The organism is Pseudomonas sp. Eqa60 (assembly GCF_018326405.1).
Classification (GTDB): domain Bacteria; phylum Pseudomonadota; class Gammaproteobacteria; order Pseudomonadales; family Pseudomonadaceae; genus Aquipseudomonas; species Aquipseudomonas protegens.
This window is the reverse complement of sequence record NZ_AP024342.1, coordinates 1077901-1100957: the sequence shown is the minus strand read 5'-3', so window position 1 is coordinate 1100957 and position 23057 is coordinate 1077901. Positions and strand designations below refer to the sequence as shown.

General features: G+C 62.9%; 20 protein-coding genes. 10 read left to right on the top strand and 10 right to left on the bottom strand.

Annotation, left to right across the window (positions count from 1 at the left end):
* Positions 1-22 precede the first annotated feature (22 nt).
* From KI242_RS04800 to mreB, 6 genes are all read right to left on the bottom strand, one after another.
* Positions 23-3826 (bottom strand): YhdP family protein, encoded by a 3804-nt coding sequence (locus KI242_RS04800; RefSeq protein ID WP_212805960.1) that lies wholly within the window; start codon positions 3824-3826, stop codon positions 23-25.
* Positions 3827-3901: 75 nt separating this feature from the next.
* A complete protein-coding gene (gene rng / locus KI242_RS04795) occupies positions 3902-5359 on the bottom strand; it encodes a ribonuclease G (protein WP_011059254.1) in 1458 nt (485 codons plus the stop codon).
* Positions 5360-5415: 56 nt separating this feature from the next.
* Complete coding sequence (locus tag KI242_RS04790; RefSeq protein WP_011059253.1) at positions 5416-6021, bottom strand: nucleoside triphosphate pyrophosphatase; 606 nt, start codon at positions 6019-6021, stop codon at positions 5416-5418.
* A gap of 43 nt (positions 6022-6064) precedes the next feature.
* Complete coding sequence (mreD, locus tag KI242_RS04785) at positions 6065-6556, bottom strand: rod shape-determining protein MreD (RefSeq protein WP_011059252.1); 492 nt, start codon at positions 6554-6556, stop codon at positions 6065-6067.
* Complete coding sequence (gene mreC, locus KI242_RS04780; protein WP_072451275.1) at positions 6556-7653, bottom strand: rod shape-determining protein MreC; 1098 nt, start codon at positions 7651-7653, stop codon at positions 6556-6558. Before mreC ends, mreD begins: the two co-directional genes overlap by 1 nt.
* A 142-nt stretch (positions 7654-7795) precedes the next feature.
* On the bottom strand, positions 7796-8833 hold the full coding sequence (gene mreB, locus KI242_RS04775; RefSeq protein WP_002555108.1) for a rod shape-determining protein MreB: 1038 nt from the start codon (positions 8831-8833) through the stop codon (positions 7796-7798).
* Between the two features lie 211 nt (positions 8834-9044).
* Here mreB and gatC point away from each other — a divergent pair, with 211 nt between their 5' ends.
* The 6 genes from gatC to KI242_RS04745 all read left to right on the top strand — a co-directional run bounded on the left by gatC (position 9045) and on the right by KI242_RS04745 (position 14310).
* Positions 9045-9332: an Asp-tRNA(Asn)/Glu-tRNA(Gln) amidotransferase subunit GatC gene (gatC, locus tag KI242_RS04770; protein ID WP_011059250.1), complete on the top strand. Its 288-nt coding sequence runs from the start codon at positions 9045-9047 to the stop codon at positions 9330-9332.
* Between the two features lie 16 nt (positions 9333-9348).
* Positions 9349-10800: an Asp-tRNA(Asn)/Glu-tRNA(Gln) amidotransferase subunit GatA gene (gatA, locus tag KI242_RS04765; RefSeq protein ID WP_053149031.1), complete on the top strand. Its 1452-nt coding sequence runs from the start codon at positions 9349-9351 to the stop codon at positions 10798-10800.
* A 10-nt stretch (positions 10801-10810) separates the two neighbouring features.
* Positions 10811-12256: an Asp-tRNA(Asn)/Glu-tRNA(Gln) amidotransferase subunit GatB gene (gene gatB, locus KI242_RS04760; protein ID WP_015634154.1), complete on the top strand. Its 1446-nt coding sequence runs from the start codon at positions 10811-10813 to the stop codon at positions 12254-12256.
* A gap of 187 nt (positions 12257-12443) precedes the next feature.
* Entirely contained in the window at positions 12444-12818 is a 375-nt protein-coding gene (locus tag KI242_RS04755; RefSeq protein ID WP_015634153.1) for a septal ring lytic transglycosylase RlpA family protein, read from the top strand.
* A 50-nt stretch (positions 12819-12868) separates the two neighbouring features.
* A complete protein-coding gene (locus tag KI242_RS04750; protein WP_026020272.1) occupies positions 12869-13933 on the top strand; it encodes a calcium/sodium antiporter in 1065 nt (354 codons plus the stop codon).
* Positions 13930-14310, top strand: coding sequence for a carboxymuconolactone decarboxylase family protein (locus KI242_RS04745; protein ID WP_011059245.1), 381 nt, complete (start codon positions 13930-13932; stop codon positions 14308-14310). Before KI242_RS04750 ends, KI242_RS04745 begins: the two co-directional genes overlap by 4 nt.
* A 54-nt stretch (positions 14311-14364) precedes the next feature.
* Here the strand turns inward: KI242_RS04745 and KI242_RS04740 are convergent, their stop codons facing one another.
* On the bottom strand, positions 14365-15306 hold the full coding sequence (locus KI242_RS04740; protein ID WP_011059244.1) for an AEC family transporter: 942 nt from the start codon (positions 15304-15306) through the stop codon (positions 14365-14367).
* Between the two features lie 259 nt (positions 15307-15565).
* On the opposite strand from KI242_RS04740, the gene KI242_RS04735 reads away from it, so the two are divergent.
* A complete protein-coding gene (locus KI242_RS04735) occupies positions 15566-17206 on the top strand; it encodes a phospholipase (RefSeq protein ID WP_212805959.1) in 1641 nt (546 codons plus the stop codon).
* A 13-nt stretch (positions 17207-17219) separates the two neighbouring features.
* The gene (locus KI242_RS04730) at positions 17220-17411 is read left to right on the top strand and encodes a hypothetical protein (protein ID WP_015634151.1); all 192 of its coding nucleotides are present in this window, start codon (positions 17220-17222) and stop codon (positions 17409-17411) included.
* A 97-nt stretch (positions 17412-17508) separates the two neighbouring features.
* Here KI242_RS04730 and KI242_RS04725 read toward each other — a convergent pair whose 3' ends face one another.
* The 3 genes from KI242_RS04725 to KI242_RS04715 form a co-directional block, all read right to left on the bottom strand.
* Positions 17509-19236 carry an ABC transporter ATP-binding protein/permease gene (locus KI242_RS04725; protein ID WP_015634150.1) on the bottom strand — a complete coding sequence of 576 codons (1728 nt, stop codon included), beginning with the start codon at positions 19234-19236 and terminating at the stop codon, positions 17509-17511.
* Positions 19237-19334: 98 nt separating this feature from the next.
* Entirely contained in the window at positions 19335-19895 is a 561-nt protein-coding gene (locus KI242_RS04720; RefSeq protein ID WP_011059240.1) for a response regulator transcription factor, read from the bottom strand.
* Positions 19888-21150, bottom strand: coding sequence for an ATP-binding protein (locus KI242_RS04715; protein WP_011059239.1), 1263 nt, complete (start codon positions 21148-21150; stop codon positions 19888-19890). The genes KI242_RS04720 and KI242_RS04715 overlap by 8 nt, the downstream gene beginning before the upstream one ends.
* Positions 21151-21379: 229 nt before the next feature.
* On the opposite strand from KI242_RS04715, the gene KI242_RS04710 reads away from it, so the two are divergent.
* Both KI242_RS04710 and KI242_RS04705 read left to right on the top strand, forming a co-directional pair.
* Positions 21380-22096 (top strand): SIMPL domain-containing protein, encoded by a 717-nt coding sequence (locus KI242_RS04710; RefSeq protein WP_011059238.1) that lies wholly within the window; start codon positions 21380-21382, stop codon positions 22094-22096.
* A 195-nt stretch (positions 22097-22291) separates the two neighbouring features.
* The gene (locus tag KI242_RS04705) at positions 22292-22855 is read left to right on the top strand and encodes a cupin domain-containing protein (protein WP_015634148.1); all 564 of its coding nucleotides are present in this window, start codon (positions 22292-22294) and stop codon (positions 22853-22855) included.
* Positions 22856-23057: the final 202 nt, after the last annotated feature.

Here is a 23057-nt window from a genome sequence, read left to right as displayed (position 1 = left end):
CATAGGCGCGAATCGAGGATTCTCAAAACGGTTTGTCGAAGGTGATTTTCGGCTCTTTCCATGGGCCTTTGACGTTGTATTTGACGCTGGCGAAGCGCGCCACGCGGTCACCGATCAGCTTGTCGATCAGGAACAACGCCCCGCCCACCGCCGGCGCACCGACAATCAGCGCGGCAATCGGCAGGTTGTTGGTCACCGGCAGGGTCACCAGCAGCTTGGCGTCCACTTGGTCGGCCACCATGTCCAGGGTGCCATTGAGCTCCAGGTTGCTCGACGGCCCGGTCAGGGTGATCGGCTCGCGAGTGACGTAAACGCCATTGCTCGCCGCCAGCACGCCCCGGACCCGGTCATAGCTCAGGCCCTTGCCGAACAGGTCGGAGAAGTCCAGGCGCAGGCGGCGACCGATGGAGTTGAAGTTGAGCAGGCCGAACACCCGCAAGGCCTGGGCCCCGCCCTCGACTTCGACGAACTGGCCCTTGCGCAGGGTAGCGTCCAGGCTGCCGGAGAAGCGCTTCAAGCCCACCCAGGCCGGCGAGCCCGGCCAGCGGCCATCGACGTCCAGGTGAAATTCTTCACTGGTCACGGTCGGGGCGAAGCCCCAGCCCTTGAGCACGTCCGCCAGGTTCTTGCCGCCAATGCGGCCCCGGTACCAACTGTTGCTGGCACCGGCCAGGCCTTCCCAGCCGCCCTCGCCCTGCAACTGCATGCCCTTGAGGCCCAGGTCCAGGCCATTGAAGACCATGCCCCTGGACGTCGGCCGCACCTTGAGCGCCCAGCGGCCGATCAGGTCCTGGCCCTGGAACAGCTGGGCAATGGAAATATCCAGGGGCGGAACGCTCTTCGGATCCACCGAGGCCAGGGGGTCGGGCGCATTTTCATCGGCCTGCGCTGCCGGATCGGCAGCCGGCAGGCGCACGTACGCCATGTCGATGGCCATCGGCGCCGCCTTGGCATCGGGAATCCCGACCTTGCCTTTGGCCTGCTGGCTGTCGATCTGCAACTCCCAGGCAGCGGGCTTGCGCGCCAGCAACAGGTTGACCTGGTCCAGGGTGGTGCCGAAGGCACTGAGCTTGCCAACCTTGAAGTCCGCACTGCTGAGCAACTGTTTGGCGCTGCCTCCCGGGTCCTGCCCGGCGTAGCGATCCACCAGGGCTTTCCAGGGTTCCACATCCAGCTCGGAGAGAATCCCTCGTATCCGCAGCCCTTTACCCGGCGGCAGCAAGGCCGCGCCATCGCCGAGGAACAGCTCGCCCCGACCCTCGGCGAGCTTGCCGCTGGGCGCCGCAAAGGTGAAGTCGGCCAGTTCGCCGTAGTTGAACCAGTAGCGCCGCTCGGCCCCTTGCAGAGTCATGCGAAATACACTGTTGCGCCCGGTGCTGGCCGCCATGCCGAACGGCGCCGGCAGGTCCACCGCTACGCCCTTGAGACTGGAACTGACCATCAACTGGCTGTCGGCTCCGTCCAGGTTCAGTTGCAACTGGTAGGGCACCTCGCCGGACACCGGCAACGGCTGGCCGATTTGCAACCAGTCGGTAAGTTTCTTGACCGCAACCTGGCCCTTGGCAACCACTCGAGTGTTGGGTTTGCCCGGCTTGCCATCGGCGAAGATCTGCGCCGTGACCGGCCGCTCGAACGCCTGGGCACTGATGCCCTCGCCACTCAGGCCCTTGGCACTATCGAAGCGGAAATCACCCTTGAGCTGGGTCAGTTCCAGCTCAGGCTCACTGAGCTTGAGGCGCGCCTTGTCGGTCTTGAACGCCACCACGATCTTCGGCTCCTGGCCCTTGACCAGGGGAATATCCAGATCCAGCTTGCCTTGCAGATCGCCCTCGCCATGCCAGCCGGCAAAGGTCGAGCCGGTGCCGATCGGCGCTTCCTGGAGAATTTTCACGCCATCGCCCAGGCCACCGGCAAAGGCGCCATCGATGTACATGTGGCTGTCCTGCCCGTTGGCAGCATGGGGAATGTTGACGAAGACATCCCGCACCTTGGTGTCCAGCAACTGGCCTTTGCTGGCGACGATGCGCACGCCGCTGTCTTCGATGAACACATCGCCGCTGACCTTGGTCAGGTGCGGCCAGCCCGGCTGGAACGCCAGCTCGGTGTCATGCACCTTGAAGAACAGGCTGATGCTGCGGGCGGCCTCGACGGCGTCATGGTTGAGCGAACCCTGGTACTGGAAGAAGCCCTGGTCCACCGCGCCCTTGAGGATCGCCGTGCGCAGCCATTCATCCACACCGGCGTTGAGCACCTGGGGCAGGTACTTGGCGGTGTAGCGCCCATCGCCGTCCACCAGGCCGACTCGCAGGTCCATGTAGTCTTCCTGGCTGTGGTCGAAATGCAGGCGGATCAGGAAGTCGCCGGCGATCTTGCCCTCTTCGCCCAGCACCTTCAGGTAGGGGGCAATCAGGGTGAAGCCTTCCTTGTCGAGCTTCCAGGTCAGGGTGGCGTTGGCCTGGATGTACTGCCAGGGCTTGGCGAAAATCGGGTACAGGTGCAGGGAGAAATCCTTGCTGTCCATGCGCAGCTCGCCCTTGCCCAAGTCGCCGCTGATGCTGCCGCTGACATTTCGTGCTGCCGGAGCACCGTGATAGGCATCGAAGCCAACCCGGTCGAGGTTGGCAGCGAAGCTCAGGCGCTGGTCGCCACTGTTCTGGGGACGATAGTCGAGCAGCACGTTGCGCAGGCCGCCAGTGACTTTCAGTCGGTCGATGGCCGTGGCCAGGCCTTCCGGCAAGGGGGCCAGGGCATCGAGGATCGGGGTGATCGGCTTCAGGTCCAGGCGGTCGGCCTGCACATGCCAGAGTTCTTCCTGCTGCTCGGTCGCGTTGCGCTGCTGCACCTGCACACGGGATTCCCAGCGGGTCTCGCCGAGGTTCAGCGCCAGGGAGTCAAGCTGCACCTGCAGGCCCTGCTCGTCACGCTGGAAGTAGGCATTCAACGCCAGGTTGCTCAGGGACACCGGCGTGCGCTCGGCATAGGCCCCGGTGAATTGCGGGGCATTCAAGCGCAGCGTGGCGTTTTGCACCCCACCCTTGGCCCACTTCAGCCACAGCTCGCCACCCGCTTTGAGCTCGGAGAGCTTCCACTCCCGGGTCAGCCGGGCCGGCACCCAACGCGACCAGTCGCTTTGCGGCAGGCTCAGGTACAAGTCGGCCTGGGCATCGCGCCAGGCCTCGGCCCGCATCCTGGTCCGCAGGTTCATTGCCAGGGGCTGGCCGTCCGGCAGCGTCAGGCGCAGGTCCAGGCGCTGGCGGCTGGTACCGCTACGCAGATTGAGCCCGACGTAGGTCAGGGCCACGGGCTGGTGGTCCAGAGGCTGCAAGGTGACCTGGCTGTCCAGCAGCGACAGCTCGGCAACCTGTTGCAGGCGGCCCAGCAACTGCTGGGGGTCCATCGGCTGGTCCTGTTGCACCGGCAGGCCTTCAAGCTGCCACTGGCCGTCCGTGCCCTCTTTCAGGCTCAGGCTCAGGCCGCTGAGCTCCAGGCGGCCGATCCGCAGGTCACGGGCCAGCAGGCTGCCGAGCATATCCGGCGCCACGCTCACCTGATCCAGGCGCAGCGCATTGGCGCCCTCGCCCACCTGCACGTCGTGGGCCAGCAGGATCGGCGACAAGCCGCTCCAGCGCCCCTCCAGGCTACCGATATGCACCGGCAAGCCCACGGCCTGCTGCACCTTGGCCTCGACCTCGGGCTGGTATTCGGCCACCAGCGGGGTCAGTTCCCGGCCCAGACTGACATACAAGGCAGTCGCCACCAGCGCCAGCGCACAGAAGCCAAGCCCCCAGCGAATCAGCGTGGTGAACAGGCGCATCAGCCGCTCCATTTCAGTTGGCTCCCAGGGTAAAAGTCATGCAAAAAGCTGAAGCCAGCCATTTCCACGGATGTAGAACACGCGGAATCAGAGCAGCACCACGTCGTATTGTTCCTGGGAATACATGGTTTCGACCTGGAACCTGATGGTCCGGCCGATAAAACCCTCCAGCTCCGCCACGTTGCCCGACTCTTCGTCCAGCAGCCGGTCGACCACCTTCTGATTGGCCAGCACCCGATACCCTTCTGCCTGATAAGCCCGGGCCTCGCGGAGGATTTCTCGGAATATTTCGTAACAGACGGTTTCCGGGGTTTTCAACTTGCCCCGCCCCTGGCAACTGCTGCAAGGCTCGCACAGCACCTGCTCCAGGCTCTCGCGGGTACGCTTGCGAGTCATCTGCACCAGGCCCAGCTCGGTGATGCCGATGATGTTGGTCTTGGCGTGGTCACGCTCCAGCTGCTTTTCCAGGGTGCGCAATACCTGGCGCTGATGCTCCTCGTCTTCCATGTCGATGAAGTCGATGATGATGATCCCGCCCAGGTTGCGCAGGCGCAGTTGCCGGGCAATGGCGGTGGCCGCCTCGAGGTTGGTCTTGAAGATGGTTTCCTCAAGGTTGCGATGACCGACGAAGGCCCCGGTGTTGACGTCGATGGTGGTCATGGCTTCCGCCGGGTCTACCACCAGGTAGCCTCCGGACTTGAGCGGCACCTTGCGCTCCAGGGCTTTCTGGATTTCGTCCTCGACGCCGTACAGGTCGAAGATCGGCCGCTCGCCGGGGTAGTGCTCCAGGCGGTCGGCGATTTCCGGCATCAGTTCGGCCACGAACACCGTGGTCTTCTGGAAGGTTTCCCGGGAGTCGATGCGGATCTTCTCGATCTTCGGGCTCACCAGGTCGCGCAGGGTGCGCAGCGCCAGGCCCAGGTCCTCGTAGATCACATTGGGCGCGCCGATGGTCTTGATCTGCGCGCCGATCTGGTCCCAGAGCCGGCGCAGGTAACGGATGTCCATCATGATCTCATCGGCCCCGGCGCCTTCGGCGGCGGTGCGCAGGATAAAACCACCGGCCTCCTTGATGCCTTCCTGGGCCACGCAATCACTGACGACCTGCTTCAGGCGCTCACGCTCGGCTTCGTCCTCGATCTTCAGCGAGATACCGACATGGGCGGTACGCGGCATATACACCAGATAGCGGGAAGGGATCGACAACTGAGTGGTCAGGCGCGCGCCCTTGGAACCGATGGGGTCCTTGGTGACTTGCACCACCAGGCTCTGCCCTTCGTGCACCAGAGCGCTGATGCTCTCTACCGCCGTGCCTTCGCGGGTGGAAATTTCCGAGGCGTGGATAAACGCCGCCCGGTCCAGGCCGATGTCGACGAAGGCCGCCTGCATGCCCGGCAAGACCCGCACCACCTTGCCCTTGTAGATGTTGCCGACGATCCCCCGGCGCTGGGTGCGCTCGACGTGAACCTCTTGCAGCACTCCGTTTTCGACCACCGCCACGCGTGATTCCATCGGCGTGATGTTGATCAGAATCTCTTCACTCATGGCAGTGTCTCGTTCAGGCGTGTTCATAGAGGGCCGCAGCAATCGGGTACGGCGCTTTAGCGCACTGGAAGGTTTTGCCAACAGGGTATGCCGAAATGCCCGAGCAGTTCTGCGGTTTCGCACACCGGCAAGCCGACCACCGCGGAATAACTGCCATTGAGGCCGGCGACGAACACCGCTGCCAGTCCCTGGATAGCATAGCCACCGGCTTTGTCGCAGGGCTCGCCGCTGGCCCAGTAGAGCGCGGCCTCTGCAGGCGAGATCGGGCGAAAACGTACCAGGCTGCGCACCACTCGCGACTCGCAGCGTTCACCGTCAAGCAGGGCAATGGCGGTGAACACTTCATGCTCACGCCCCGAAAGCGCCATGAGCATCTGCAACGCATCAGCCTGATCCAGCGGTTTGCCGAGAATCCGCCCATCGAGCACCACCGCGGTGTCGGCCCCCAGCACACAGGCCGGGGCCTGGGATTCACTGCTGGTGATCAGCCCGCGCCCCGCCGCAGCCTTGCCTCGGGCCAGGCGCTCGACGTAGGCGGCAGGTGACTCATCGGCTAGCGGGGTTTCATCGATGTCCGCACTGATGGCGGTGAACGGCACGCCGATCTGCGTCAGCAACTCACGCCGACGAGGCGAACCGGAAGCGAGGTAAAGCGGATTCATCAAGACATCTCCCTGTCGAGGTGCGGGCCAATGCCTGACCGAATTAATTGATTTTGAAACGTCGACGCAAGCCGCGCAGGCCGAAGCTGACCCAGGGCCACAACAAGGCACTGACCAGGGCCGGCAGCACCAGGGCCAGGGTCGGCTGGCGGTTGCCGGTCAGGGCGCTGAGCCAGAGTTGCACCAACTGCGCCAGGCCGAAGATCACCAGGATCACCAGGCTCTGCTGCCACATCGGGAACATCCGCAGGCGCTGTTGCAGAGACAGTACAAGGAAGGTGATCAGCGTCAGGATCAGGGCATTCTGCCCCAGCAGCGTGCCATAGAGCACATCCTCTGCCAGCCCCAGGCACCAGGCAGTGACCATGCCGACCTTGTGCGGCAGGGCCAGCGCCCAGAACGCCAGCAACAGCGCCAGCCACAGCGGACGCAGGATCTCCATGAACTGCGGCAAGGGCGAGACGCTGAGCAGCAGCCCGATAAGGAAGGTCAACCAGACGATCCAGCCATTTCGCGAATAGGTGCTACCCGCCATTATTCTCTTCCTCCGGTGGTGGCCGGTGCTGCTGCCGGTGGTTTGGCAGCGGCCGGTTTCACCACAGGTTTATGGACCGGCTTGGCCGGAGCGTGAGCCGCGGGTTTGGCCGGGGTCGCCGGCGCAGCAGGAGTCGCAGTGGCGGGCGCAGCCCCGGCGTTTGCCGCCGCGGCCGGCTTGGGCACGGTGGCCGGGACCACTGGCGCGGCGCTGGCGCCCTGCTGGTCCTGGGCTTCCTGGGCCTGGGCGGCGTCGTTGGCACGCTCTTCGGCGGTACGCGGATCGCTGAATACCAGCAGCAGGTAGCGGCTGCGATTCAGCGCAGCGGTGGGTACCGCCCGCACAATGGCGAACGGCTGGCCGGAGTCGTGGATCACTTCCTTGACCGTGGCCACCGGGTAGCCGGCGGGGAAACGCTGGCCCAGACCGGAGCTGACCAACAGATCGCCTTCCTTTATATCCGCGGTGTCGGCCACATGGCGCAACTCCAGGCGCTCCGGATTGCCGGTGCCGCTGGCGATGGCGCGCAGGCCGTTGCGGTTGACCTGCACCGGAATGCTGTGGGTGGTGTCAGTGAGCAGCAGTACGCGGGAGGTGTAGGGCATCAACTCCACCACCTGGCCCATCAGGCCACGGGCATCGAGCACCGGCTGGCCGAGGAACACGCCATCGCGCTCACCTTTGTTGATGATGATGCGGTGGGTAAAGGGGTTCGGGTCCATGCCGATCAACTCGGCCACTTCAACCTTCTCGTTGACCAGCGCCGAGGAATTGAGCAACTCGCGCAGGCGCACGTTCTGCTCGGTGAGGGCCGCGAGCTTTTGCATGCGCCCCTGCAGCAGCAGGTTTTCGGTCTTGAGTTTTTCGTTTTCAGCGACCAGCTCGGTACGGCTGCCGAACTGACTGGCCACGCCTTGCCATAGCCGCTGCGGCAGGTCGGTGATCCAGTAGGACTGCATCAACACCAGCGACATTTGGCTACGCACTGGCTTGAGCAGTGTGAAGCGGGCATCGACCACCATCAGTGCGACCGAGAGAACGACCAGCACCAGGAGGCGCACGCCTAATGAGGGGCCTTTGGCGAAAAGCGGTTTAATAAGCCGCTCCTCCCAGGCAAATGTTGTGTTTATTCATACGGCATCAAACCGGCCTGGATGCAGATTGACAGAAGATAAACGCCACAGGCAGCACTGCAAAGTGCTGCCTGTGAGCGCAACAGCATAGATGCAACCGGCGAAGTTATTCGCTGGAGAGCAGGTCCATGGTGTGTTTGTCCATCATTTCCAATGCACGGCCACCGCCGCGAGCGACACAGGTCAGCGGGTCTTCGGCAACGATCACCGGCAGGCCGGTTTCCTGGGCCAGCAGCTTGTCCAGATCACGCAGCAGCGCGCCACCACCGGTCAGCACCAGGCCGCGCTCGGCGATGTCCGAGGCCAGTTCCGGAGGCGATTGCTCCAGGGCGCTTTTCACCGCCTGAACGATGGTTGCCAGAGACTCTTGCAGAGCCTCCAGCACTTCATTGGAGTTCAAGGTGAAGGCACGTGGCACGCCTTCGGCCAGGTTACGGCCGCGGACGTCGACTTCACGCACTTCGCCGCCCGGGTAGGCGGTGCCGATTTCCTGCTTGATGCGCTCGGCGGTGGATTCACCGATCAGGCTGCCGTAGTTGCGACGCACGTAGGTGATGATCGCTTCGTCGAAACGGTCGCCGCCAACCCGTACGGATTCGGCATAGACCACACCGTTCAGGGAGATCAGGGCGATTTCAGTGGTACCACCACCGATGTCCACGACCATCGAACCGCGGGCCTCTTCAACCGGCAGGCCGGCACCGATCGCAGCGGCCATCGGCTCTTCGATCAGGAACACTTCACGGGCACCGGCGCCAAGGGCCGATTCACGGATGGCGCGACGCTCAACCTGGGTGGACTTGCATGGAACGCAGATCAGCACACGTGGGCTGGGCTGCAGAAAGCTGTTTTCGTGAACCTTGTTGATGAAGTACTGCAGCATCTTTTCGCAAACGCTGAAGTCGGCGATCACGCCGTCTTTCATCGGACGAATGGCTGCGATGTTGCCCGGGGTACGACCGAGCATGCGCTTGGCCTCAGTACCAACCGCGACAACACTTTTCTGATTACCGTGGGTCCGAATGGCCACAACCGATGGTTCATTCAGGACAATACCGCGCTCGCGCACGTAAATAAGGGTGTTGGCAGTGCCCAGGTCAATGGAAAGATCGCTGGAAAACATGCCACGCAGTTTCTTGAACATGGGAAAGGGACCCTAGGCAACGCGTGGGTAAAAAAGTGCGGCAAACTCTAACAACGACAGGGATTTTGGGCAAGGCGCCAATATGTTAAATTGGCCGCTTTTCTGTGCACCAACCCCCACAATCGCGGCCATAAGACCGTAGAAATGCGGTAGTGTTCCGACAATCTAACACGCGGACGAAATCCGTTTTTGTTTTCCACTGGAGAATCCCATGGCGCTTGAACGCTCCGACGTGGAAAAAATCGCTCATTTGGCCAGCATCAAGCTCAATGAAGGCGATCTTCCACACATCACCTCCGCCCTGAACAGCATTCTCGGGCTGGTGGATGAAATGCAGGCAGTCGATACCGACGGTATCGAGCCCCTGGCCCACCCCCTGGAAGCCAGCCAGCGCCTGCGCGCAGACGTTGTGACCGAGTCCAATCATCGCGAGGCCTATCAGTCCATCGCACCAGCGGTCGAAAGCGGCCTGTACCTGGTTCCGAAAGTCATCGACTAAAGGGAAAGAGCCTGCAATGCATCACATGACTCTGGCCGAGATCGCCCGCGGCCTCGCCGACAAGAAATTCTCTTCTGTAGAACTGACCCAGACCCTGCTGGCGCGCATCGCCCAGCTGGATCCGCAGATCAACAGCTTCATCAGCCTCACCCAGGACCTGGCACTGTCCCAGGCCAAGGCCGCCGACGAGCGTCGCGCCAATGGTGAGAGCGGTGCCCTGCTGGGCGCGCCGATCGCCCACAAGGATCTGTTCTGCACCCAGGGCATCCGCACCAGCTGCGGCTCGAAGATGCTCGACAACTTCAAGGCGCCCTACGACGCCACCGTGGTCGCCAAGCTGGCCGCTGCCGGGGCCGTGACCCTGGGCAAGACCAACATGGACGAATTCGCCATGGGCTCGGCCAACGAGTCGAGCTGGTACGGCGCGGTGAAAAACCCGTGGAACCTCGAACACGTACCCGGCGGTTCGTCCGGTGGTTCCGCCGCCGCGGTCGCTGCGCGCCTGCTGCCAGCCGCCACGGCTACCGACACCGGCGGCTCGATCCGCCAGCCCGCCGCCTTCACCAACCTCACCGGTCTGAAGCCGACCTATGGTCGCGTTTCCCGCTGGGGCATGATCGCCTACGCTTCCAGCCTCGATCAGGGCGGCCCACTGGCGCGCACCGCCGAAGACTGCGCGATCCTGCTGCAAGGCATGGCCGGCTTCGACCCGAACGACTCCACCAGCATCGATGAACCGGTGCCGGACTACAGCGCCGGCCTCAACGGCTCGCTGCAGGGCCTGCGCATCGGCGTGCCGAAGGAATACTTCAGCGCCGGCCTGGACCCGCGCATCGCCGAGCTGATCCACAACAGCATCAAGGAGCTGGAAAAGCTCGGTGCGGTGATCAAGGAAATCAGCCTGCCGAACATGCAGCACGCCATCCCCGCGTACTACGTGATCGCCCCGGCGGAAGCCTCTTCCAACCTGTCGCGGTTCGACGGCGTGCGCTTCGGCTACCGTTGCGAGAACCCGGAAAACCTGGAAGACCTGTACAAGCGCTCCCGCGGCGAAGGCTTCGGCAGCGAAGTGCAGCGCCGGATCATGGTCGGTGCCTACGCACTGTCCGCCGGCTACTACGATGCCTACTACCTCAAGGCGCAGAAAATCCGCCGCCTGGTGAAGAACGACTTCATGAGCGCGTTCAACGAAGTCGACATCATCCTCGGCCCGACCACGCCCAACCCGGCCTGGAAGCTCGGCGCCAAGAGCAGCGACCCGGTCGCTGCATACCTGGAAGACGTCTACACCATCACCGCCAACCTCGCGGGCCTGCCGGGCCTGTCGATGCCGGCCGGCTTCGTCGACGGCTTGCCGGTCGGCGTGCAACTGCTCGCTCCGTATTTCCAGGAAGGCCGCTTGCTCAACGTTGCGCACCAGTATCAGTTGAACACTGACTGGCACACCCGCACCCCAACCGGCTTCTGAGGAGACACACATGCAATGGGAAGTCGTGATCGGGCTGGAGATTCATACCCAGCTCACCACTCAATCGAAGATTTTCTCCGGTAGCTCCACCGCCTTCGGTGCCGAGCCCAACACCCAGGCCAGCCTGATCGACCTGGGCATGCCCGGCGTGCTGCCAGTGCTGAACCAGGAAGCGGTGCGCATGGCGGTGATGTTCGGTCTGGCAGTAGACGCCGAGATCGGCCAGCACAACGTGTTCGCCCGCAAGAACTACTTCTACCCGGACCTGCCCAAGGGCTACCAGATCAGCCAGATGGAGTTGCCGATCGTCGGCAAGGGCCACCTGGACATCCCTCTGGAAGACGGCACCATGAAACGCGTCGGCATCACCCGCGCGCACCTGGAAGAAGACGCCGGCAAGAGCCTGCACGAAGAATTCAACGGTGCCACCGGCATCGACCTGAACCGTGCTGGCACGCCCCTGCTGGAAATCGTTTCCGAGCCTGACATGCGCAGCGCCAAGGAAGCCGTGGCCTACGTCAAGTCGATCCACGCCCTGGTGCGCTACCTGGGGATCTGCGACGGCAACATGGCCGAAGGTTCCCTGCGTTGCGACTGCAACGTCTCGATCCGTCCCAAGGGCCAGGTCGAGTTCGGCACCCGCTGCGAGATCAAGAACGTCAACTCGTTCCGCTTCATCGAGAAGGCGATCAACAGCGAGATCCGTCGCCAGATCGAGCTGATCGAAGACGGCGGTAAAGTGATCCAGCAGACCCGCCTGTACGACCCGAACAAGGACGAGACCCGTCCGATGCGCAGCAAGGAAGAAGCCAACGACTACCGTTACTTCCCCGATCCGGACCTGCTGCCCGTGGTCATCGAGGATTCCTTCCTCGACCAGGTACGCGCCACCCTGCCGGAACTGCCACCACAGAAACGCGAACGCTTCCAGGAGCAGTTCGGCCTGTCGGTCTACGACGCCAGCGTACTGGCCACCAGCCGTGAGCAGGCGGACTACTTCGAGAAGGTCACCAGCATCGCCGGTGACGCCAAGCTCGCCGCCAACTGGGTCATGGTCGAGTTGGGCAGCCTGCTGAACAAGCAGGGCCTGGAAATCGACGAAGCCCCGGTCTCGGCCGAACAACTGGGCGGCATGCTGTTGCGGATCAAGGACAACACCATCTCCGGCAAGATCGCCAAGACCGTGTTCGAAGCCATGGCCAATGGCGAAGGCAATGCCGACGAGATCATCGACAAGCGTGGCCTCAAGCAAGTCACCGACAGCGGCGCGATCTCTGCGGTGCTCGATGAGATGCTCGCAGCCAACGCCGAACAGGTCGAACAGTACCGTGCCGCCGATGAGGCCAAGCGCGGCAAGATGTTCGGCTTCTTCGTCGGCCAGGCGATGAAAGCATCCAAAGGCAAGGCCAACCCGCAACAGGTCAACGAGCTGCTGAAGAGCAAGCTCGAGGGCTGATCGGGGTTTAACCGCAAGCGGCCCCGGCCGCTTGCGCGTGACGAGGGAGCGTGCTCCCGCTCGGTCCGACAGCGACTGCAAACCGGCCGGCGCCGCTCCAGCAAGGAACATCGCCGTCGGCTTGCGGTCTGCCAGACAGACCAGCGGGAGTACGCTCCCTCGCCACATCAACCATCGGAGCTCCCGAATGAAGCGTCTGGTTGCCACTAGCGCCCTGCTCGCTCTGCTCACTGGCTGCGCCACCAGCCACGTCATCGACCCCCGGGGTTATGACGCAACCGGCACCGCCTCCTATTACGGCGCTCGGCACCACGGCAATCGCACTGCCAGTGGCGAGCCCTTCGACCAGAACGGCCTGACCGCCGCCCACCGCGAACTGCCATTCGGCACCCGGGTACAGGTCACCAACCTGGGCAACGACAAGAGCGTCGTGGTACGTATCAACGACCGAGGCCCGCACACCCGAGGCCGCCTGATCGACCTGTCCCGCGCCGCCGCCCAACAACTGCACATGCTGCGCAGCGGAACTGCCAAAGTCCGCGTCCAAGCCCTCAGCGACTGACCCCGGGAGCCCACGCCATTACCGCTTTTGCCGAACTGCCCCTGCTCAGCCTGATCCAGCTCATCAGCGGCCTGGTGATGCTGATCGCCGGCGCCGAACTGCTGGTGCGCGCGGCCATCCGCCTGGCTGCACGCCTGCACATGCGTCCACTGATCATTGGCCTGAGCATCGTCGCCTTCAGCAGCAGCGCGCCACAAATGGCCATCAGCCTGCAGGCGACCCTGGCCGACAACACCGACATTGCCGTGGGCAGCGTGATCGGCAGCAGCATTTTCAACATCCTGGTGACCCTCGGCCTGTCCGCGCTGATCATCCCGCTGCGGGTCTCGCGGCAACTGGTGCGCCTGGACATCCCGCTGATGATCGGCGCCAGCCTGCTGGTGTTCGTGCTGGCCTACAACGAACAACTCAGCCCCAGCGACGGCCTGATTCTGCTGGCAGCCCTGGTGCTGTACCTGGGCCTGCTGTTGCGCCAGTCCCGCCATTCGCACCGCCCCCACTCACCCGCACCGGCCGGCCAGCGCAGTTGGGCACCGCGCATCAGCAGCCTGCTGATGGTCCTGCTCGGCCTCGGCCTGCTGGTCTTCGCCGGGCACTTGCTGCTGGGCGCCGCCGTCTCCGTGGCCGACGACCTGGGGCTTTCCGAGCGGGTCATGGGCCTGACCGTGATCGCCGTCAGCACCTCCCTGCCCCAACTCGCCACTTCGCTGCTGGCGGCCCTGCGCGGCCAGCGCGAGATTGCCGTGGGCAACATCATCGGCAGCAACCTGTTCAACCTGCTGGGAGTGCTGGGCTTCACCGCCCTGGTGGCACCGACGCCTCTTTCGGTCTCGCCCAATGCCCTGGACTTCGACCTGCCGGTCATGCTCGGCGTGGCCGTGCTGTGCCTGCCGGTGTTCTATTCCGGATACCGCGTGACCCGGGCCGAAGGCCTGCTGTTTCTGGGCTTGTACCTGGCTTACGGGCTGCATGTGGTGTCCTTCACCACTGGCATGCCTCTGGCCGGCAAGCTGGAACACCTGATGCTGTTTTTCGTCCTGCCAGCGCTGGTGGCGTTCCTGCTGTTCAGTTCGCTGCGAGCCTGGCGCCGCCAACACAAGAAGGAAGCACCATGAGCGAGAACAAGAAAAGCGGGTTGCAGATGCGTCGCCAGGTCATGGGCGATGCGTTCGTCGATCGCGCCCTGGGCAACGCCACCGAATTCACCCAGCCCTTGCAGGACTTCGTCAACGAGCATGCCTGGGGCGGTGTATGGAACCGTGAGGGCCTGCCGCTCAAGACCCGCAGCCTGATCACCCTGGCGACCCTGACCGCACTCAAGTGCCCACAGGAACTCAAGGGCCACGTGCGCGGCGCACTGAACAACGGCTGCAGTGTCGAAGAGATTCGTGAAGCGCTGCTGCATTGCGCGGTGTATGCCGGAGTGCCGGCGGCCATCGATGCGTTTCGCGCGGCCCAGGAAGTGATAGACACCTATCAGCAACCGCAGTGAACCTGCTGCCGGCTCCTACGCAATAGCCGTGCAGGAGCCGGCTCGCGGCAAAGCCTAGATCCACCCACCCCACTGCAACAGGAAAATCCCGATATTGGTGGTCACCGCCGCCATCACCGTGGTGATGACGATGATCGCCGCCGCCAGTTCGTGGTTGCCATTGGCCGCCCGGGCCATGACAAAACTGGCCGCCGCGGTGGGGCTGCCAAAGTACAGGAACAGGATCCCCAACTCCGCCCCGCGAAACCCGCACAGCCAGGCCCCCAGGGTCGCCAGGGCCGGCAGGCTGACCATCTTCAGCAAACTGGAGCTCATCGCCAGCTCGCCGCTGTTGCGCAAGGCTGCCAGGGACAAGGTGCCGCCAATGCAGATCAGCGCCAGGGGCAGGGTCATCTGCGCCAGGTAGCGCCCCGAAGTTTCCAGCCAGTTGGGAATGCCGATCTGCCAGTAGGCGAACGGTGCGGCCACCAGCACACTGACAATCAGCGGGTTGCTGACAACGCTCTTGAAGATGCTCCAGGGATCGGACTTGATCACCGGGCTGTAGACCGCCAGGACGATGGTCGAGAGGGTGTTGTAGAACAGGATCACCAGGGCTGCGAGCACTGCGCCCAGGGAAATTCCGTAATCGCCGTACATGCTGGCAGCCAGGGCCAGGCCGATGATCGCGTTATTGCCGCGAAACGCGCCCTGGGTATAGATCCCGCGGTCGGCCTTGGGGCAACGCCAGATCGCCCAGCCCCAGGCCAGGCCAAAGCACGCCAGGGTGGCCAAGGAGAAATAGATCAGCACCCCGGGTTTCAACGATGAATGCAGGTCGGCATGGACAATGCCGAGAAACAGCAGCGCCGGCATGGTGACGTTAAACACCAGGGCCGAGGCCGTATGAATGAAGTTGTCGTCGATCCATTCCACCCGTTTGAGCAACAGGCCGAGCAGCAACATGGCAAAGACCGGCGCCGTGATCGTCAGGGTTTCGAGAAAAATAGCCAGCATGGGCGGGTGGACCTTGAGCCTGTCGTTAGGGCGCTAATGATAATTCAATCCGCACGCTGGCGTCTGGAGCCTCGCTTCCATGGGATCTGCCTGCCCCACGCAGTACCCAGCCTGCGGCTCCATTGCGGGGCGAAAGAAAAAATGCTGCAGCGGTGCATTCGCTTCTTGACGGGAAAACGTTTTCCTCTATGCTCGATTTAACTGTATATGCATACAGTTAAATAAGGAAATATCCCCATGACATATCAAGGAGCTAGAAATGTCAGGACTCTCTGCACAGAAGCAGCAACAGCCACAACACGCGGGCAAGATCGTCGCCGACCTGGACCGCCTGTTCAGTGAACAAGGCATCGCCATTTCCGGCGATGGCGACACCCTGGTACTGGTCGCCGATGGCCACCACACCATCAAGTACCACCGCCCGGAAGACCTGCCTCGTTCTGCACAAAAAACCACCAAGGGCCAGCCACAGCTGCGTTTCGAGGGCGGCGAACACACAGCCATCGGCGACAGCACCCTGCTGCGCTTCGCCAAGGATGCACCGGCCATCCCGGCGTGGCAGGTCGAACTGCACCTGCCTAACGGCCTGGCGCTGACCTACGGCCAGGTGGTGGCCCTGGGAGGCGACTTCTATGGCATTCCCGAGCAGCCGATCTGCGAAGGTGCAACCCCCAGTGATCGAGTGCAGCGCTTTATCGCGGCGTTCAACTCCCTTGCGGTACTGCCGGCCGCGAAAGACGAAGCCCGGCAGATCCTTGCAGTGATGCAAAAGGAAATCGTCGCCGCCAACCAGGCGATCCGCGACGGCAAGCAGCCCCACGAAGCCTATGACGCCCTGGGCGACACCCTGTCCGAGGAGTGGAACAAGATTACCGGCGGCGGCAGCGTGGTATCCGCCCTGTTCCCCCTGGGGCGCTACCTGAAGCTGGCGGCCAACAACGCCGATCACTTCGGCGAGTGGGCCCTGGATGCCTACACCGCAGGCCATACCGCAGCGCTGCAGCAAGCGGTACTGGCGGGCAAGAGCGCGGACGACAAGCAACTGGAACTGGCTTACGCAATGAACGCCTTCGCCGACCATTTCCTCACCGATCTGTTTTCCTCCGGCCACGTACGGGTGCCGCGCAAACAGGTGGCGGCGGTCGTCACCCCCAGCGACCTGGGTTCGCTGATTACCCGCTTCATGCATGACGAGGACAGCAAGTTCGGCCTGAATGTCAGCAACGCCCAGGGCGATCGCTGGCACGCCTATGGCGACAAGCGCTACTTCGACAGCGTCGACCATCGCAATCGCCAGCAAGTGAAGATGGCTGTGCAGAGTTCGGCAGACGAAATCTTCGCCAGCTACCTCAGCGGCAACCTCCCCGCACCCGCCAGCTACGCAGCCCTGAAAACCCTGCCGGACCTGAATGCCGCGAAAACCGGCAACTTCTCGCCACTGTTCGTGATGAGTGGCGACAAGGTCCTGCGCCGCAGCGACGTCAACAACCTCAATGACAGCAAGACCGTCGACAACTGGTGGGGCTGGAGCACCTACCTGCTGCTGCAGAACTACAGCCCGAACAAGCCGACCGGCTACCTGGAAACCCCCAGCGCGGTTCCGGTGATCCTCGCCGATGGCTGGCAGAGCCACAGCCCCAGCGAACCCAACTGGCTGCCAGGCCACGCGGTGCGCTACGCCCTCAGCGAAACCAACGGGTTGAACGAGTCCTACATCGGCCCCTGGTCGGCCTATGTGGAACTGAGCGACAGCTTCCAGCCAACTCTGAGCATTCCGGCCGGTACCAGCAACAGCAGCGCCACCGGGCGCAATGTGTTCCGCCAGTTCCGTGGTGGTTCACCGGAGCTGGTGGGCTCCATCGACAAGAACGCCAGCCACTTCATCGACAGCAACGCCTGATAAGGAGATCACCATGGCTATCAACCTGAAACTGCAACTGGCCTCCGGCCAGTCTCTCAAGGATGCACCACTGGAGCTGCTGCTCAACGGCGCCCCGATCGCCCGAGCCAGCGTGGATGAACATGGCAACGTGGCCTTCAACGCGAAGCCGGGCAGCGGCCAGTTGGCCGTACGTGTGGACCGTTCGATCCTGCACCAGGGCTGATCGCGGTCTGTAGGAACGGCTCGCTCGCGAAACGGCCCAGCGCCCTTGCACCGGCGGTGCAAGGGCGCTGGGCTTGAGGCTAGCGCTCGGCCCTCCGTCAGGCCGTAAGAGTCTGCTCTTGCAGATGCCCCTGCTCGATACGAACGAGCCGTGGATGGAAGCGCTTGAGGCTGCTGCGATGGCCGACGCTGACAATGCTCAGGCCCGGCAACTGATCAATCAACGCCTGATACAAGGTGGCTTCGTCCTCTTCGTCCATGGCCGAAGTGGCCTCATCCATGTACAGCCACTGCGGTGCATAGAGCAGGGCCCGGGCAAAGGCCAGGCGCTGCTGCTCGCCCGGCGACAACATGCGCTGCCAGTGATTGCTCTCGTCCAGGCGCGCCACCAGATGGGGCAAGCGGCAGGTTTCCAGGACCTGTGCATAACGCTCCTGGGGGTAGCTGTCGCCAGACTGTGGATAACTCAAGGCTTCGCGCAGGCTGCCAATGGGCAGATAGGGCTTTTGCGGCAGGAACAGGTAACGCCGGTTCGGCAGCAGGATGCTCCCGTGCCCGGCCGGCCACAACCGGCCCATGGCCCGCAGCAAGGTACTCTTGCCGCTGCCGGAACGGCCGCTGAGCATGAGCCGCTCACCTGGATTCACGGTCATTTCGGCGCCGGCCAGCAGATGCCGGCCATCGGCCAGGTCCAGGCCCAGGTCACGTACGCACAATTGTTCGCCCTGATGCTGCACGTCGATAGCCGGGGGCCGTTCTTCGTTATCACTCATGGCCTGGCGGAAACTCAGCAGACGATCACAGGTGGCGCGCCAGGCCGCCAGGTCCGAATACGCACTGATGAACCAGCTGAAGTTCTCCTGAACGTTCCCGAATGCCGAGTTGATCTGCATCAGCTCACCCAGCTCGATCTTGCCGGAAAAGTACCGCGGGGCAGCCACGATAAAGGGGAAAATGATCGCAATCTGGCCATACCCGGCGGTGAAGAAGGTCAGGCGCTTGGAGACCTTCATGATGTCCCAGAAGTTGTGCCAGACCTTGCCGAAACGGCTGCTCAGACGCTGGTTCTCGTTCTTCTCGCCGTCATACAGGGCAATGCTCTCGGCATTCTCCCGTACCCGCACCATGGAAAAACGCAGGTCGGCTTCGAAGCGCTGTTGCTGGTTGTTGAGGCCGATCAGGCGGCGCCCGATCAAGTGGGTCAGCCAGCTGCCGACAGCGGCATAGACCAGCGCGCACCAGAACATGTAGCCGGGAATGGTGTAGCCGAACACCTCGATACTGCCGGACACCCCCCACAGGATGATCGAGAAGGACACCAGGCTGACAATGTTGCGGATCAGCCCCAGGCCCAGGGACAGCGTATTGCTGGTAAAGCTGTTGAGGTCTTCGGAAATCCGCTGGTCCGGGTTGTCGGTGTAGCCGCCCTGCTCCAGCTGGTAGTAGTTCTTGTGGCCCAGCCAGCGGGCAAAGTGCTTCTCGGTGAGCCAGGCCCGCCAGCGGATGGTCAGCATCTGGGTCAGGTACAGGCGGTACACCGCCCCCAGGATCGCCACCGCGGCAATCCCGCAGAAATACAGGATCAAGTGCCAGAACGCCGCTTCGTCCTTTTTCTGCAAGGCGTTGTAGAAGTCCTTGTACCAGCTGTTGATCCACACCGAGATGGCCACGCTGAACAGCGACAGGCCGATCACCGCAACCAGCAACAGCCAGGCCTTGCCCTTTTCCTCACTGCGCCAGTACGGCGTGATCATGGCCCAGACCCGGCGAAAGAATTGCCCGCGCACGGCATCGTTGACCGCGGAGTATTCAGCGTTCTGATTCATCGTTGAGGCTCGATAGGAAGAAGGGCAAGCGTTGAGCCGATCATAGTAGATCGGCTCGCTTTTTCACGACGCCCAGCGGACATTCGTTCAGTCGCGGTTCAGCGACGCACGGGACGCTTCTGCAATTTGCGCTGCAAGGTACGGCGGTGCATGCCCAGGGCCCGGGCAGTGGCGGAGATGTTGCCTTCGTGTTCGGTCAACACGCGCTGAATGTGTTCCCACTGCAAGCGGTCCACCGACATCGGGTTTTCCGGCACCAGGGTGTCGAGATCGGCGTGTTCGGAGAGCAGCGCGGCCAGTACATCGTCGGCATCCGCCGGCTTGCACAGGTAGTTGCAGGCGCCACGCTTGATCGCTTCCACCGCGGTGGCGATGCTCGAATAGCCGGTGAGAATCAGTACCCGCATCTCCGGGTCCAGCTCCAGCAGCTTGGGCAACAGCACCAGCCCGGAGTCGCCATCCATCTTCAAGTCCAGCGCGGCGTAGTCCGGCAGGTCCTGCTGGGCAATGACCAGGCCCTCCTCGGCGGAACCGGCGGTGCTCACGCGAAAACCGCGGCGGCTCATGGCACGGGCCATCACGCGGGTAAAGGTGGCGTCATCATCCACCAGCAACAGGTGCGGCAGTTCCTCGCCTTCGACTTGGATCTCTTCACTCATGGTCGTCTCCTCGGGCGGCACGGGGCAGGCGCAGCTCAGTGAGCGTTCCGCCTTCCTCATGACTGTAGAGTTTCACTGAGCCTCCAGCGCGGGTCACGCTGGCCTTGCTCAAAAACAGGCCCAGGCCGAAGCCTTTGCCCTTGGTGGTAAAAAACGGTTTGCCGATCTGTTCGGCGATGGCCAAGGGTACTCCGGCACCGTGGTCACGAATACTGATGGTGAGGTTTTCCGCGTCCCAGTCCAGGCGTACTTCCAGGCCTTCGGGGCAGGCATCGGCGGCATTGTTCAGCAGGTTGAGCAGGGCCTGGGTCAGGTCCGGCGGCGGCGCCAGGCGCGGCACCGGCCCCTCGCCCAACAGATGGAAACGGTAGCTGGCTTCCGGGCGCATCAGGTGCCAACGGTTCAAGGCTTCGTCCAGCCACTGGGTGACTTCCTGCATGTCCACCGCCAGGCGGCGATTGGCCTCGGCCGCGCGCACCAGTTGCTGCAGGGTTTCCTTGCACAGCTTGACCTGGTCCTGGAGCACGCCGAGGTCATCCTGAAGCAGCGGGTCGGGATGGTCCTGGCGCATTTCCTTGAGCAGCACGCTCATGGTCGCCAGGGGCGTGCCCAATTCGTGGGCGGCGCCGGCGGCCTGGGTCGCCACTGCCAGCAATTGCTGGTCGCGCAGCCCCTCTTCGCGCCGGATCGCCCGCAGTTCTTCCTGGCGGCGCAGCTCTTCTGCCATGCGTGCAGCGAAGAAGGTGATCACCGCCGCAGCCAGGGCAAAGCTCAGCCACATGCCGTAGACCTGGAGGTTCTCCCGGGCGATGGGGAAGGTCTGCAACGGGTAGAAACGCGCCAGCAACAGGGTATAGAGCGTCAGGGCGATACCCGACAGGACCACCGAGTAGCGCCACGGCAAGGTCACCGCGGCGATGGTCAGGGGCACCAGGTAATAGGAGACGAAGGGGTTGGTGGAACCACCGGAGAAGTACAGCAGGACACTGTGGATAAACAGGTCACAGGCCAGTTGCAGGGCGTACTCCAGCTCCGTCACCGGCCACGAGGTGCGCAGGCGGATCGCGGTGAAAGCGCACAACACCATGGAAAACATCAGGGTCACGCCCAGTTGCAACCAGGGCAGCGGCAGCAGGTCCAGCCAGTAGGCGAGCCCCACCGAACCGGCCTGAGCGGCCAGCACCAGGGTACGGATAAAGGTCAGGCGCCAGAGGTTCTGACGGGTTGCGGACAGCAATTTTACGGGGGCGAGCATGAGCTCTCCTGATGAGCGCTCCAGGGCAATCGCCGGGAGTATAACCAAGCAGCCCCCGGCACAGGCAAAACTGCGGCAAAGCGCCACACTGGCTTGAGCGGCCGCGGACGATCCATGGCGATCATGTGTATCAAAGTTGTAATTGGCCGCAACGAGGAATAAAAACCACAGTCTGAAGGTTTCACCCAGGCTCTGACCTTATCCTGCGGACCGCACTCAAGGAGTTTTCATGCAGCATTTCAGTCGCAGCGTCGCCCTTCTCGCACTCAGCGCCGGCACCCTCACCAGCCTGCCCGCCCTGGCCGCCGATGAACTGCACTACAACCAGATTTCCCTGCGCGCCGAAGTCAGCCAGGAAGTGGCTCGGGATCTGATGATCGTGACCCTCTACAGCGAATCGCAGAACACCGACCCGGCCAAGCTCGCCGCAGAAATCACCACCACCATGAACAAGGCCCTGGACCAGGCGCGCCAGGTCAAGGACGTGACCCTGCGCCAGGGCAGCCGCAACAGCTACCCGATCTACGACGGCAAGGGCCAGAAGATCACAGGCTGGCGTGAGCGCGCCGAACTGCGCCTGGAAAGCTCCGACTTCGCCGCGCTGTCCAAGCTCACCGGTGAACTGCTGGGCGACCTGAAGATGGGTGGCATGGACTTCGCCATCGCCGACCCGACCCGCAAGGCCAGCGAAGACGCGTTGCTCAAGGATGCGGTCAAGGCCTTCAAGGCCCGTGCGCAACTGGCCACCGAGGCCCTGGGCGGCAAGGGCTACAAGATCGTCAACCTGAACCTCAACAGCAATGGCTATCCACAGCCTTACATGCGCGCGCCGATGATGATGAAGGCCGCCAGCATGGATTCGGCCCCAGTGACACCAGAAGTCGAGGCCGGCACCAGCCAGGTCAGCATGACCGCCGACGGCGCCATCGAAGTGCTGATGCCCTGACCTTTTCCCTGCGTCTTCCAACGGCGATAACCTGCGGCATCAAGGTTATCGCCGTTTTTCGTTACCGGCTATTTCAACCCGGACCCGGGGGAACCCGGCTTTGTGGTGTTAGAGTTATGCCCCGCGGTACGCAGCAGCTCAGATGTTGCTGACGTCCGCCGGGTATACTGCTTCTTTCCTATAAGAGTCTCTTCAATGACCGCAGATCGCATCGGCGAACGCCTGCGTCGCTATCGCCGCGCCGCCAAGAAAACCCTGCGCCAGATCGCCAGCGAATCCGGTCTGACCGCCAGCTTCCTCTCCCAGGCAGAGCGTAATCTCACGGGTGTATCGATCTCTTCCCTGGTCAATATCGCCAAGTCTCTGAACGTTCCGCTGAACGCCCTGTTCGACCAGCCGATCCAGGCGCAACCCGACTCCCACGACGGCAAGCGGGTGCGCTACACCATCGAAGGCCAGCCACTGGCCTACGAGCGCCTGTCCAGCTCCTTTCCCGGAAACCTGATCAACGCGGTCAAGATGAACATACCGGTGGGCTACCAGTCCGAGCTGATTTCCCATGACGGCTCGGAGTTCTCCTACGTGCTTTCAGGACAGATCGTCTACACCATCGAGGGCAGTCAATATCCCCTGAGTGCCGGTGACTCGGTGCACTTCGACGCCACCAAGACTCATTGCCTGGCCAACGTCGGCAATGGCCCGGCAGAAGTCCTGACCGTCACCACCATGGGCCTGTTCGACGACCATTCCGCGGCCTGAGCCCAGCGCACGGCCGTCAGTCGAACCCCTGGGACAAACCTGTGCACAAGGAGAAATGTTAGTCACGCTTAATTTTCGTTGACCACGATTTCAGCATGACTTAATTTCGGCATCGGCGAATCGACTATCAACAACACAACAAAGCGATCGCCGTCGCCGCACAGGGTCCATGGGGCTGCATCCACTCCCCATAAGAAGGCGA

Coding starts and splice junctions, on each gene's coding strand:
- KI242_RS04800 (WP_212805960.1), bottom strand. CDS start 3,826: ATGGAGCGGCTGATGCGCCTGTTCACCACGCTGATTCGCTGGGGGCTT.
- rng (WP_011059254.1), bottom strand. CDS start 5,359: ATGAGTGAAGAGATTCTGATCAACATCACGCCGATGGAATCACGCGTG.
- KI242_RS04790 (WP_011059253.1), bottom strand. CDS start 6,021: ATGAATCCGCTTTACCTCGCTTCCGGTTCGCCTCGTCGGCGTGAGTTG.
- mreD (WP_011059252.1), bottom strand. CDS start 6,556: ATGGCGGGTAGCACCTATTCGCGAAATGGCTGGATCGTCTGGTTGACC.
- mreB (WP_002555108.1), bottom strand. CDS start 8,833: ATGTTCAAGAAACTGCGTGGCATGTTTTCCAGCGATCTTTCCATTGAC.
- gatC (WP_011059250.1), top strand. CDS start 9,045: ATGGCGCTTGAACGCTCCGACGTGGAAAAAATCGCTCATTTGGCCAGC.
- gatA (WP_053149031.1), top strand. CDS start 9,349: ATGCATCACATGACTCTGGCCGAGATCGCCCGCGGCCTCGCCGACAAG.
- gatB (WP_015634154.1), top strand. CDS start 10,811: ATGCAATGGGAAGTCGTGATCGGGCTGGAGATTCATACCCAGCTCACC.
- KI242_RS04755 (WP_015634153.1), top strand. CDS start 12,444: ATGAAGCGTCTGGTTGCCACTAGCGCCCTGCTCGCTCTGCTCACTGGC.
- KI242_RS04745 (WP_011059245.1), top strand. CDS start 13,930: ATGAGCGAGAACAAGAAAAGCGGGTTGCAGATGCGTCGCCAGGTCATG.
- KI242_RS04740 (WP_011059244.1), bottom strand. CDS start 15,306: ATGCTGGCTATTTTTCTCGAAACCCTGACGATCACGGCGCCGGTCTTT.
- KI242_RS04735 (WP_212805959.1), top strand. CDS start 15,566: ATGTCAGGACTCTCTGCACAGAAGCAGCAACAGCCACAACACGCGGGC.
- KI242_RS04730 (WP_015634151.1), top strand. CDS start 17,220: ATGGCTATCAACCTGAAACTGCAACTGGCCTCCGGCCAGTCTCTCAAG.
- KI242_RS04725 (WP_015634150.1), bottom strand. CDS start 19,236: ATGAATCAGAACGCTGAATACTCCGCGGTCAACGATGCCGTGCGCGGG.
- KI242_RS04720 (WP_011059240.1), bottom strand. CDS start 19,895: ATGAGTGAAGAGATCCAAGTCGAAGGCGAGGAACTGCCGCACCTGTTG.
- KI242_RS04715 (WP_011059239.1), bottom strand. CDS start 21,150: ATGCTCGCCCCCGTAAAATTGCTGTCCGCAACCCGTCAGAACCTCTGG.
- KI242_RS04710 (WP_011059238.1), top strand. CDS start 21,380: ATGCAGCATTTCAGTCGCAGCGTCGCCCTTCTCGCACTCAGCGCCGGC.
- KI242_RS04705 (WP_015634148.1), top strand. CDS start 22,292: ATGACCGCAGATCGCATCGGCGAACGCCTGCGTCGCTATCGCCGCGCC.